General features: G+C 33.4%; 12 protein-coding genes. 6 read left to right on the forward strand and 6 right to left on the reverse strand.

Going from position 1 to position 13,112, the window contains the following annotated elements:
• Positions 1–3 precede the first annotated feature (3 nt).
• Together fba and KQI21_RS15080 are read left to right on the forward strand one after the other, a co-directional pair.
• Positions 4–861 (forward strand): class II fructose-1,6-bisphosphate aldolase, encoded by an 858-nt coding sequence (gene fba / locus KQI21_RS15075; protein WP_216485052.1) that lies wholly within the window; start codon positions 4–6, stop codon positions 859–861.
• 127 nt (positions 862–988) lie between these two features.
• The gene (locus KQI21_RS15080; protein WP_216485053.1) at positions 989–1,918 is read left to right on the forward strand and encodes a hexose kinase; all 930 of its coding nucleotides are present in this window, start codon (positions 989–991) and stop codon (positions 1,916–1,918) included.
• 401 nt (positions 1,919–2,319) lie between these two features.
• Here the strand turns inward: KQI21_RS15080 and KQI21_RS15085 are convergent, their stop codons facing one another.
• Positions 2,320–3,243, reverse strand: coding sequence for an AEC family transporter (locus KQI21_RS15085; RefSeq protein ID WP_216485054.1), 924 nt, complete (start codon positions 3,241–3,243; stop codon positions 2,320–2,322).
• Positions 3,244–4,009: 766 nt separating this feature from the next.
• Here KQI21_RS15085 and KQI21_RS15090 point away from each other — a divergent pair.
• The 3 genes from KQI21_RS15090 (at position 4,010) to yxiS (ending at position 5,333) form a co-directional block, all read left to right on the forward strand.
• Positions 4,010–4,249 carry a hypothetical protein gene (locus KQI21_RS15090; RefSeq protein ID WP_216485055.1) on the forward strand — a complete coding sequence of 80 codons (240 nt, stop codon included), beginning with the start codon at positions 4,010–4,012 and terminating at the stop codon, positions 4,247–4,249.
• Positions 4,250–4,357: 108 nt separating this feature from the next.
• Positions 4,358–5,038, forward strand: a complete 681-nt coding sequence (locus tag KQI21_RS15095) for a class I SAM-dependent methyltransferase (protein ID WP_216485056.1) — start codon at positions 4,358–4,360, stop codon at positions 5,036–5,038.
• A gap of 1 nt (position 5,039) precedes the next feature.
• Positions 5,040–5,333: a protein YxiS gene (gene yxiS / locus KQI21_RS15100; protein WP_216485057.1), complete on the forward strand. Its 294-nt coding sequence runs from the start codon at positions 5,040–5,042 to the stop codon at positions 5,331–5,333.
• A gap of 171 nt (positions 5,334–5,504) precedes the next feature.
• On the opposite strand, the gene KQI21_RS15105 is transcribed toward yxiS, so the two are convergent.
• Positions 5,505–6,380 (reverse strand): NAD(P)-dependent oxidoreductase, encoded by an 876-nt coding sequence (locus tag KQI21_RS15105; RefSeq protein WP_216485058.1) that lies wholly within the window; start codon positions 6,378–6,380, stop codon positions 5,505–5,507.
• 603 nt (positions 6,381–6,983) lie between these two features.
• On the opposite strand from KQI21_RS15105, the gene KQI21_RS15110 reads away from it, so the two are divergent.
• Positions 6,984–7,439, forward strand: coding sequence for a GNAT family N-acetyltransferase (locus KQI21_RS15110; RefSeq protein WP_216485059.1), 456 nt, complete (start codon positions 6,984–6,986; stop codon positions 7,437–7,439).
• A 47-nt stretch (positions 7,440–7,486) separates the two neighbouring features.
• Here KQI21_RS15110 and KQI21_RS15115 read toward each other — a convergent pair whose 3' ends face one another.
• The 4 genes from KQI21_RS15115 to KQI21_RS15130 all read right to left on the reverse strand — a co-directional run bounded on the left by KQI21_RS15115 (position 7,487) and on the right by KQI21_RS15130 (position 12,808).
• Complete coding sequence (locus KQI21_RS15115; protein WP_216485060.1) at positions 7,487–7,972, reverse strand: tyrosine-type recombinase/integrase; 486 nt, start codon at positions 7,970–7,972, stop codon at positions 7,487–7,489.
• A 1,745-nt stretch (positions 7,973–9,717) separates the two neighbouring features.
• Positions 9,718–11,076: a DapH/DapD/GlmU-related protein gene (locus KQI21_RS15120; protein ID WP_216485061.1), complete on the reverse strand. Its 1,359-nt coding sequence runs from the start codon at positions 11,074–11,076 to the stop codon at positions 9,718–9,720.
• A 204-nt stretch (positions 11,077–11,280) separates the two neighbouring features.
• A complete protein-coding gene (locus tag KQI21_RS15125) occupies positions 11,281–11,991 on the reverse strand; it encodes a GntR family transcriptional regulator (protein ID WP_216485062.1) in 711 nt (236 codons plus the stop codon).
• 73 nt (positions 11,992–12,064) lie between these two features.
• Positions 12,065–12,808, reverse strand: a complete 744-nt coding sequence (locus KQI21_RS15130; protein WP_216485063.1) for an SIS domain-containing protein — start codon at positions 12,806–12,808, stop codon at positions 12,065–12,067.
• Positions 12,809–13,112 lie beyond the last annotated feature (304 nt).

Here is a 13,112-nt window from a genome sequence, read left to right on the forward strand (position 1 = left end):
AAGATGGGCTATGTACAAAACACTAAAGACATGTTAATAAAGGCTAGAAAAGAAGGGTATGCGGTACCTGCATTTAACATTCATAACTTGGAAACCATTCAAACCGTTGTGGAGGCAGCTAGTGATGTAAAATCACCAGTTATTTTAGCTGCAACTCCAGGAACGATGAATTATGCAGGTCGGGGATATATTCAAGCAATGGTTGAAGTTGCTGCTAAACAACATGATATTCCAATTGCATTACATCTTGATCATCATGAAACGTATGAGTCGATTGTCGAATCGTTAGAACTAGGTACAAAATCAGTAATGATTGATGGTTCACACTATCCATTTGAGGAGAATATTGCTCTTACTAAGAAAGTGGTAGAGAAAGCTCATTCTTATGGTGCGACGGTAGAAGCAGAGCTGGGTAAATTAGTCGGACAAGAAGACGATTTGATTGTAGAAGCAAAAGATGCCGCCTATACAGATCCGGATACGGTAGTAGAATTTGTCGAACGCACTGGAGTGGACTCATTAGCAGTAGCAATTGGTACAGGACACGGTTTATATGAAACCGAGCCTAGTCTTGATTTTGACCGGTTAGAAAAAATTAAAAACTTAACATCGATTCCAATTGTTTTGCACGGAGCTTCTGGTATTTCCAGAGAAGACATTCAAAAATGCATTTCGTTAGGCTGTACAAAAGTAAATATTTCTACAGAATTAAAAATCCCATTTTCACAAGGGCTGCGTGAACACTTAATCACACATCCAAACGAGACAGATCCACGAAAATATATGGCACCTGCAAAGGCTAAAATGCGAGATACGGTAATCGATAAAATAAAAATTTGTATGAGTAATGGAAAAGCATAATAGGGTTGAAACTTATATTTAAATACATGGTACATGAATGTGCTTACAAAAAGATTCTCTGGTTTTAAAGAAGGAAATCAGCTAAAAGTGACATGCAATAAGCTTAGAGGTGTAAGGAGGTAAGACATTGATTTTAACGATAACGTTGAACCCTTCTGTTGATATTCAATATCGGCTTCCAGACTACCAAGAAAATACCGTAAATCGGGTTTCAGATGTTAGTAAAACAGCTGGTGGCAAAGGGTTAAATGTAGCAAGAGTTTTGAAGCAGCTTGGAGAAGATGTGGCTGCCTCGGGTTTTCTTGGTGGGAGCTTAGGAAACTTTATTGGTTCAGAGCTAATGAGATTGGGAATTCAAAACTATTTTGTGCCAATAAATGGAGAAACTCGTAATTGTATTGCTATTATTCATAATGGAAAACAAACGGAAATTCTTGAAAGTGGACCAGAGATTAGTCAAGAAGAAGCGGGAAAATTTCTTACTGCGTTTCGAAATTATGCTAAACAGGCAAAGGTAATTACAATTTCTGGAAGCCTACCGAAAGGGCTTATGAACGATTATTATGCTAACATGCTGCAAATTGCTGCCGAAGAAGAAACGCCTGTTCTGTTGGATACAAAAGGGGACACATTAAGACAAACCTTACAAAACAACCAAAAACCATATTTAATTAAGCCAAATCAAGAGGAAATAGCAGATCTGCTTGGGGAACGCAATCTCTCTGTAGATTCTATTAGACAAGCACTTCAGTCCCCTATATTTAAGGGTATCACGTGGGTTGTCGTTACGTTAGGAGAAGCAGGAGCATTAGTAAGATACAAAGATAACGTATACCGTGTTCATTCTCCGCAAGTTCAGGCAATTAATCCTGTTGGTTCAGGGGATTCAGTTATAGCAGGATTTGCAAGTGGAATATCACGCAAGTTAGATGGAACCGATTTGATTAAATTTGGTTTGGCCATGGGTGTTTTAAATGTAATGGAAGAGCAAACTGGCTATATTAACCCGGCCAATATTGATTGGTGTGTCAATGAAATAAAGATTTTGGATAGCTAATCATCACAATACAAAGAAAACATCCGAGCATTTAGGTTTGCTCGGATTGTTTTTCGTAAATATAAAAATACTGCCGATATACCTATTATAAATAAAATAATGGCAAGTATAGCTATTGTCATCACAAAAATGAAAGCTTTCTGACATTACTTTTAACAATTCATCCTATAATAGGAGTTAATGTGTTTAAGGAAACAAGTTAGATCAAAGCGAAAGTTATGACGTTAATTAATATCCTCGCTTATTGGTTTGAGTTTTAGGCTTGACTAGTTTGGCAATAACTATCGGTTTACTAATAGTGGCTGCTTATTTTACACCATACATTCCAGCCCAAAAAGAACCTCGCAGTCAAACGGATGATGAAATTCGAACGTCATTTTACCGGAATTTTGAATCTCCTCTTAGAATAAAATTCTCGATACATAAATAACAGCTGTTACAGTAATCGTACTAAATAAGGTAGAAAATAAAACGATTTGAGCTGCAAAATCAGGATGATTATTATACTCTTGTGCGATGACAGAGCTGTTAACAGCCGTTGGCATAGCTGCAGCAATAAATAATGCTTGTGCAATTATTCCATCGATTTGCAATAAGTAAATAATACCTAAGGCAATTACTGGTCCAAGAATTAAACGAATCACTAAGCTTACATATATGGTAGAAAGACTTGCACTCAAACGGAGCTGTGCAACTTGTGCACCTAATGTAAGCAAGGCCATAGCGACCATGGCATCAGCAATATAATTAGCTGGAACCCAAATAAAGGAGGGAATCGTAATATTAAAAATATTTAATAGAATACCTGCTAACATAGCATATAAAACTGGCATTTTAAAATAGCTTAGTATTGCTCTAAGCTTGCCGATTTTAATCACTTGCAGAGAGAAAATTCCGTACGAGAACAGCAGAATATTTTGCATTGTCAGTATCATTACTTGAACGGACATGGCCAATGGATCACTTTTAAATACGAGATCATTTACGGGAACGCCGTAATTTCCCGAGTTGAAAAATATCGTACTGTTGGAAAAAGTTGTTGCTTTTCCTTTATCAAATCCAATCATTCTTGCAACAATGGATGATACGACATAAAGCACGATAATTAAAAGGAAAAAGAAAACAACTATGTTAAGGAGCAACTGAACGGAAAATTGTGTGTCATATAATTTAACAAAAATAAAACCAGGAACAAGAAAGAAAATATTAAGTCTGGCAAGTGTTTGTAACTCAAGCTGGAATTTTTTCTGTAAAAAAAAACCAATCCCCATGATAATAAATACAGGTAAAATAATATCTTTTAAAATGATTAAAAATTCTTGCAATCCTCTTCTCCTTTCTGTCCTAATAAACGTAAATAAATAACCTTTATCCCGTATGTAAGGTACCTTAAGACTCCCACTTCAAGAGCCTCGAGTTGATACAAAAGGGTCTAAGTGGGAGAAACCGGCACCTAAATGCCCGATTCGTTCAAGGGCCTTTAGGTCATACCCTTCTAGGTACTAACATTCAGTAGGAGATGGAAGAAAACTCCTACTGAATGAAGTTTCACTTTATCGATAAAGTGATTACCTGTTAATGGATATTTCGCTAGGTATATGTGATTCCTTTGGTTCTCTATAACCCTTGGAGTGGGGTCTTACGTATTTTAAATGTGGATAAAAGCAAACGTTTATTATTTATTATAGCATGAGCGATTCTCTTCGCTGTCAATCCCGCTTTCCTCCATCGTAAAGAGATGTGAATTTTGTAATATCCCTTGAATTTTCTTATTTATAGAGCTGAAAAATACTTTACAAATCTTCTGACAATAGTTATTATGTAATAATAATAAATACCGTTGAGAAAGGGATGAATAAATGCACCAATTTACTATTTCTCATTGGTTAGAATAGTTTACCATAACAATTTTGCCCAGCTTGTCCAAAAAGTACAACGACTATAGCATAGTAAGGCTATGACATTTATCAACTTAGGTCAAGCAGGTCAAGGAAATCCAGATTTACCAATACCTCTATTGTGAATTAAAGAGGGGTGCAAATAATTCGTTAAATCATAGATATTCGTTATTTTGGGGCAAGAAAGCAGCAGTTGCTCAATCAATTTTATAAGCCGAAATATAGAGTAAAAATTAACCGGGAAACAGAGATAGCAATTCTTTTTGGAGCAAAAGCAGGATTGGTAGAGATTAGCCAGTGCTTATTAAATCCGAATGATATTGCTTGGTTATCTGTTCCAAAGGAGTATTCTTCGGAAATTTGCCGATCGATAGTAAACGAAGCACATGTGGTAGCAGCTCCTGATTGGCTTATGTATGATTTGGACTGTTAAGGAGATAAGAGCGGCTAAAAGAAGCTGAAAGCAAGAATTGGCTCGCTTTGAGGTATTTACACTATAGCTTGAATAAAATAGTTTTTTAATGAAAGTGGGAGGAAGTTTATGATAAATTTTAATTGGAGTGAAGAAGCGGCACAGGAGTGGGATGAACAAGCAAGCAATTGGAGTGAACGGAGTCAGCATATGTGGGATACCGGAAGTAGAAAGCAAATCATCCCTTTGATAAATAAGTACATCAAAAAGAATCAATACGTGTTAGATGTCGGTTGTGGTGATGGCTATGGTGCATACAAACTATATCAACAAGAATATCAAGTTACTGCCATTGATCTTTCTCAAGAAATGGTTCGTTATGCAAAACAACGACTTCCTGGATCCGTAACTGTCATCCAAGGTGATGTTAATCATCTGCCGTTTGATAATGATACATTTGATGGGCTGATTGCAATAAATGTTTTAGAATGGACGGAAAGCCCGAAAAACGCACTTAAAGAATTAAAGCGTGTAGTAAAACCAAAGGGATATTTATGTGCAAGCATATTAGGTCCGACTGCTGGACCGCGGATAAATAGTTATCCGCGGCTTCATGAACAGAAAGTAATTTGTAATACAATGATGCCTTGGGAATTTCACAAGCTTTGTTTGGAGCTTGATGTAACATATATAGATGGGTTTGGTGTATTTAAACAAGGGGTGAAACAAAAGAATTACGAGAATTTATCACTGGAGTTACAGCAAGCTTTATCATTCTCATGGATATTTATGTTAAGAAATGGTGATTAAAATGAACAATAAAGATAAACGGATTATTGAAAAGTATCAACAAGACGAAAAAGCAATGATTTTGGCATTCGCTCAGTGGTGCATTAATCATAATTTAGATCCGATGAAGGTTTACCAACAAGCCTATCCGCAGCAAAAGGAAAATAAAGCTCTCTTAGAAGCCATGGAATTAACTGTGTCAAAGGAAGAGGGAGAAGTTATATCAACAGAGACGATATTACAAATCCTTCAGTTGTTTGGTAATAATGACCTGGCATTTGTCGTTCAGGAGGAAGCAAATAAAGCGAAACTTTAATCAGTGGGGACTACTGTACATGCCCCACTGACCATACTAGCTTATCGTGTTTAAAGTTCGAAGTATTGTAATTTCGATAAAGCAGTGTATGCATATTAAAAACAGGAGTAGAAACAAGTCAATAATGAAAATTCACTATGTTATCATTGGTAAACTTTTGTTAAAAATAGCTTATACGGTGAATAACTTGATTAAGGCTTGAGTTCCACTATTTGCTTCTCCTTGTTCTTCCATCTCCTGATAGAGCTTTAAAGATAAGGATAATCCAGGTGTAGAGAGTCCTAGTTCTTCTGCGGATTCGAGTGCAATTTTCATATCTTTAATAAAATGCTTTACATAAAAACCAGGCTCATAATCACCTTGGATCATTCTAGGAGCTAGGTTAGAAAGAGACCAGCTCCCTGCTGCGCCGGCTGTTATACTATCCAAAACACGTTCAGGATTGAGACCTGCTTTTAGCGCATAAGCGATTGCTTCACAAACGCCGATCATGTTCGAGGCAATCGTTATTTGATTGGCAAGCTTTGTATGTTGGCCAGCACCAGCATCACCTTGTAAAATAATATTTTCTCCCATTGCTTTTAATAGTTCTAAAACATCTTCGTATACTTGTTTTTCCCCACCTGCCATAATGGTTAATGTTCCATTTTTTGCTCCAATATCACCACCTGAAACAGGAGCGTCTAAAGCATAGCAATTATTAGCTTTAGCCATGTCGGCAATTTTAGCTGCCAGGCTTGGTTTTGATGTAGTCATATCAATTAAATATGTTCCTTGTTTGACGTTTTGTAATAGTCCACCTTCGCCAAAATACACTTCTTCTACATCATGAGGATAACCGACCATCGTTATAATCACTTTAGCTGATTTAGCTAGTTCAGTAACAGATGCTTTCCATTCCGCCCCAGCTTCGATTAAAGGCTCAGCTTTAGCTTTTGTTCTTGTGAAAATTGCTAAACTATACCCTGTTTGTAATAAATTTAACGCCATTTTCGTACCCATGACACCAGTTCCAATAAAACCAATTTTATCTGCTTTAGTAATCATATTAAAATCTCTCCCTTTTACTCTTTTATTATCGAAGTGCAGAAGTTCTTCCACTTCAACATTCACATACTTTTAAGAAGATGATGACCACCAAAATACATATTCGTTTATTGCATTAATTAAAACTATTTCAACTCAATGATGTTACATGAATAGAACATGTTCAACAAGTTCGGTAAAAAATGGTTCTTCTTCTTATTCCATCATACGTAGAGGATAAAATATTCATGCTGAAGTAAGATGCGAAGTAAGTAGAAATGTTAATGTTTTAAAAATCATTTTAATTAGCCGACCCCATGTTCCGCTAACTACGTTTTCTTTAGACGTTAAGAATGGATATGATATTTCATAGAAGGTAAAATGTCAAAGTTTTAATTATAGGTTGACTAGCAGAAAGTATGTGTTAAAGACTTCCGAGTTAGCTACGTTTTCTTTTCGTTGGTTCTTCGTTTCTCAACAATTATTGACTATATACACTCCGTTACTTAACTACGCCGGACGATTTATCCTCTTTTTGAACGCACTTATAGCTTTCTTTCGACATGGTGTTATAAAAATCCTGTTATACTGAAAAGAAAAAAGAAACAATTTGGAGGTTACAAGATGGAGTGGGTAGTTAAATCATTTCGAGAGCTTGAAAAAGATGAATTATTTCACTTGTTAAAAGCAAGAATCGATGTATTTGTCGTAGAACAGCAATGTGCTTATCCAGAAATCGATGAATTTGATTTACAAGCTACACATATTTTTTTACAAATGAATCAGAAAATAGCTGCATATGCGCGAATTTTACCACCGGGAAGTAAGTATACAGAAGCTTCTATCGGCCGTGTCATGGTCGTTAAAGGGTACCGAGGCAAACGATATGGAAGAGAGTTAATGAAACAGGCACTCAGCTATGTTAAAAAACAACGACTTGGAAAGATAAAAATACAAGCACAGCAGTACTTAATTCATTTTTATGAAAGTTTTGGTTTCCACCAAATTTCTCCAGCATATTTGGATGATGGAATTTGGCATATTGACATGATTTGGGTAAAAGATCATGATAGGCATTGATATATAAGATTTTAGAAGCTCCAAGAAATAGATTTTAGAAATAAATGTCACGAAAAAGTCACGGAAATTTTTAAAACGCTATTTTTTGTAGCTTCCAAAAAAGTTTCTAATTCCTCACGTTCCCTGTACTTCTTCTCAGTGCTGTCTTTTTGTAGTTCTTCTACCGTTTTTACTTTCTTCGGTATTACAATATCTTTAGCAGGATTCTCTGCCATAAGCTTATATTTAACTCCGAATTTAAAAATCAAGCCTGCGCAGCTGTGTATGGCAAGTAAAGAGTTTCTCTCGTATTTATTTGACATGCCATTAATGATATTCTGATAATAAAGGTGTGTGATTTTATCAATTGGGATTTTCGCCATTTGTTTATTTAATATGCCAAGTTGTATTAATCTTGTTTCGATAGTGTTGTCTTTTTTGCCGGTAAGCTTATACATGTCCAACCATTTCATTGCCAATTCGTTAAATGTGATTTTTTTTGTTATTTTATGATCCACGCCAGTGTTTGATTGTTTGTCTATTTCATCTAACACTTTCTTTTTGGCTTAATTGTGCTTCTGTTTTTTCGTCACCGAATTGCATGATATAAGACCTATCACTTATATACCAAGAGCAGTATAGTGCTGTTAGGTAATATATAATGCACAGTAAAAAATAACAAGTTTAGTTTTAAAATTTTGGGGCAAGCCATAAAAGAAGTTCGTGTAAGAAAATAATTAACTCGTGAACAAGTAGAGTCAATGATCAAGATTGCTCCTCACTATTTGACGAATATGAAAATAGAACAATAACCTAGTTTTTTAATTATCTATGATTTAGTGACTTTATTGAATATATCATTAGATGGTTTCATATTAGGAGAATCAAATGAAAATAAAAGTTTCAAACGTCTACTATTAGATTGTCTAAATGAAGGTGAACTTATTATTGTTGAAAATATAATTCAAGTAGTAGTTGAGTCAAAGTTATCTTCATATTGTTAAAAATTGAGCAATAAAGATTAATATACAGTAACCTAGAATGAAAAAAATAACCGATTACATTAAGTAATGACTTCTTTTTTTCGCAGAGATTGTTAAGTAGAAGCATTAAATTCTTAGTCTATAAATGGGAAATTATCTGTATTTGTTTCTGATGCAATCATATAAATACCTTGCCAATTTGTCACAACTGTATTTGCAAAAGTAACTGCGCCGTAGGCATAACAATTTGTTTTTGTTAGTAACTTTTCTTCATTTAAGACGTATACTTTTTGTTTATAAGCTTTTCTTTGCGTTTTTTTGAAATTAAAGCCATTGCTTTTGTTGTCAGATCGTTTTCATCTAGAACAGAACAATATTTTGGTAACTCCCTAATGAAATATGTAAGAACAAATCAACGAAATAATGATATTGGTAAAAGTTGAATACAATGGATTTATTGAAATTTGATAGGATACTCGTTTATTTAAACTGCTAAAAATAAAAAAGAAAGTAATTATATTTTCCTTTACTATTTAAGCTTTTTTCAATTTCAATTTGTGATATTTAATGCTAATTAGAACAGCGAAAATTTAAAGAATAAACAAAAAAGAATCTGTTACCATAAAAGTAATTGATTCTTTTTTGTTATTTCAAAGGACACATGCATCAAAAAATGTTTAAAAGAATATATAAATAATATTTTTTGCCTTCTCATATATAAGCTAACATTTATTATTACTTTTTTACTTACAAAATACCTACTACATGTCCAACAATACCAAATAGAATATACCAACAACAATAGTAATTGGAGAAACTTTTTTCTTTAGTAGTCATATACAGAAAAGGTTAAAAGCAAAGGCATTAGCCGAGGAATTAATTGAACCAAATTTTCTTGTAAAGTAGTTATACTTTTTGAGGTTAGCGATAACTCTTGATTATACTAAATTAGAGCTTGACTAATACCAGCAACACCAGAAGGAAGATTATCCCAATTGATATAAGCACCTTCGCTTAGATTTATTTCAGAAACTATGTTACAAAATCCATAGTTACTCATCTTTGAATCAAAGAACCTAGAACTAGCAATCTTAAAATAGGAGCTTTTTTAGTTACAAGACCCATTAAATTTCCAGATAAATAAACTACAATTTCTTTTAGTCTTTTTTTTTTATTTTCAGGTCCTTCGCGGGGAGTCAGACTAACCAATTTTATATCTGGTAAATCCTCTAATAGCGTCTCAGCAGTATTGTGTAATCCGTATACAGTTCACCAAGGATTACAATAGCGATCTGAATTTTCCGTTTAATTCTTTCTTACCATCCATATTTTTTATTCCCCCATTCTTTTTCGATATGTTCTTCTTTTTTTATTACCAAGGTTTCGTGTGAAATATCATTTTCGATGTTTAGTCCGGGATATAGGGCACATTCACTACCTACTTTTACTCCGGGGAAAAAGACATTATTTATTCCTGTTCTAGTGTAATCTCCAATAAATACTGCATTAGAATTTTTATCGGAGTAAATCCTTCCATCAACTTTATGTGTTTGAGGTGTATCATTAAACCTTAAAATACCACACACACACGCTGCCGCAATATCTACGTATTGACCAATAACCCCATACATTTCACTGTAATGAATAGCGGAAACGCCTTTAAAAGTAACTCCTTTTATTTCAGCATTATGTCCAATTTTATTATCAGATCCTAAGACAGTATTCTCTTCAACTTTCGCATAGTCTCTAATATACGTATTGTCACCAACAAGAATCGGACCATTTAAAATAGCACCAGTTTCAATCGTTACATTATCTCCCAAAATGACAGTACCATTAATCACAACGTTAGCACCGATCATTGAATTCTTTCCCAAACTGACACGGCCATTAATTATGGCAGTATCCGAAATAGTTGCATTTTCTTCTAAACGAGTTTCAGTTATTTTTTTACTTTCTTCCCTTAAATAGTACTCGTTGATATTCAAAATATCCCAAGGAAACTCAATATAAAAAACTTGTTTTTCATTAAAAATAGCAGAGACGATATTACCGGCTTCAATATAATCATTAAGTGCATTTTCAATAAATAGTATATCTGGTATCATCGATCCGGAAATCCGTTGTTTGAATCCAACATCGCTTAATGCTATCGAATATAGAGCATCCTGATTTAACATATAAACCCCTGATACTTGAGCGTTCACATAGTGATCTCTCGCATGAGCTAAAAAAAAGTCTACATGATTTTCCTTATTAACATAAGCTCCAATTATTTCAATACTTGGTTTCTTTTTTGTTGTTAATAAAACACTTGTCTCATGTGAGTGAGTAACTAATCGTTTTAAATCAAAAAGCGTTACTAAACTGTTACTGTTTATTAAAATAGTTTTCCCTTCAAAATGAGAAATGTTTTCTTTCAAAAAATCATTTAATTTTTGACTACTCTTAATGAAATTTAGCTGCTTGTATTCTTTTAATACATTAATTGTCTGATTTTCTTTATATTGGAGCTTAATAAAAATATCATGTTCCTGCACACCTAAATCTAACAATTGTTCGATTTGAATCTTTATAATTTCCTTATTCAAAACTGGTAAATTGCTAATCTGATATTTTCTATCAAAAGGAAACATTTTCTTTTCATAATCATTACATATAATAATCGCTTTCATTCCGCAACCTCCTTCACTTGTTACTTGTATTATATACATGTTATTACATGTTGTCAATGCGTAAAACAGGACGTTTCACTATAAATAAAAAAAAGAATAATGAACGAACATACTGAAACAAAAAGTTTAAAAGAAAAAAATAAACCCGAACGAATATTCTTCGTTCGAGTGTGTCATTGTTGAAATTTTTTTATAATTTCCATTCTACTTATACACCGTATGCATCAGATAAAAACTATCAGTTTGATATAAAGCATATCCGACATTAAATGGTTTTCCGTTTTCCAAACAAGCGATATTTTTAGTGTCAATTAAAGGAGAGTTCACTTTTAAATTTAAATACTTTGAAATTTTTTCATCTGATAAAGTTGCACTGATTTGCTGATCTACAAATTGATATTCAACACCCTGTGTTTTTAAATACTCATAAATAGAATTCTCACAAATTTCACTGGTTAAATATGGAACAATGGTAGAATCGAAATACTCTAATTCATAAGAAATAGGCACTTCATCAGCATATCTAATACGTTCAACCAGCCATAACTCATCACCTAAGTTAACACGCATATCCGAAGCTTGATCCTCAGAAGCTCGAATTTTTTCGAGTTTTAACAGCTTTGTTGATGGAACTAAACCTCGACTTTTAACTTCTGATGAAAAACCAATTCCTGCTTTAAATCCAAAAAATTTAGGTAGAGGATTAACAAATGTACCTATACCTTTCTTTTTGGTCAATATTTTTTCATTGACTAATTCTTCAATTCCTCTTCTAACAGTAATTCGAGAAACGTCAAGTTTTTCTGACAGTTCAAATTCGGACTCTATTACTTGATGTGGTTGATAAATACCATTTTTAATTTTAGATAAAATATAATCTTTGACAATTTCATATTTAGGTTTTTTACTGATCATAAAAAAATTCCTTTCTAATGTTATAACATGTTATTATTATACCATTAGAAAGGGAGGTTAGCATCTTTATTATTTATTTCCAATAACCATAGTATTTATCAAATAACTGATCATTATATTCATCTGCACCATCTAAATTGGAACTCTTGAAGACAGGGACATCCAAACCAGCTTCTTTCAATTTTGTAATGACACCAATAATAATTGTTTGGGCAATGCCAATACATGTAAAGTCAGATGTTGGTCCTAAGTCTGCATCCACACCATCAATTCTATATGCTGCATCTCCTTTCGGCGCATGGCTATCAATTGTTACATCTGCAATTTCATAAATTTTCTTTCCTGATGAATGTCTGGATGTAACGGTTGTTGAATGAGGCATGGATGTTAGGGCAATAACACTTGCTCCCAATTTTTTAGCTTCTAAACACATTTCAACAGGAATATTATTTCTCCCTGAATTTGACACCACCATAATTGTATCACCAGCTTCAACTTTATACAAAGATAGTATATTTTTTGAGTATCCATCTAAACGTTCTAGATAAGTACTTTTATTTGGCATTTGATGAAGCATTAATTCTGGTGGCAAAATACCTTTAACATATGCTAGACCACCAGCTCTAATATAAATTTCTTCAGCAACCATATGCGAATGACCAGAACCAAATACATAGAATCTTCCACCATTTTTACAACTATTAAAAATTAATTCAGATGCATCATTAATCGAGTCACTTTCATTTTCAACAACTTTGCCCCAGATACCGGTCAGGTAGTTTAAGTAATTTTTGATTTCTTTTTTTGCAATGTCCATTTTTATTACCTTCTTTCTTTCAGTTTATACATATTATATCATCTTGTTATTACATGTAAAGTGTTTTAAATCATTTTCTATTTTTTTTATTAATTTTTCAGATTCACCTATTTCGAAAAAACTACTTTGAGCTTCATAAGCATTACGGTGTATAGACTTTCTTTTGCAAAGTAAAACAAGTAATCATTACATAAACTAAAAATCAAAATATTATATTTTTCTTTTTAATATTTTTGTTAAATTAGAGGTGATTTCTCCTGGAATATGAGGCATATCTGATCATCAAATCTTACTAACCAATAAG

Source organism: Virgibacillus proomii (assembly GCF_018916875.1).
GTDB classification, from domain to species: domain Bacteria; phylum Bacillota; class Bacilli; order Bacillales; family Amphibacillaceae; genus Virgibacillus; species Virgibacillus proomii_B.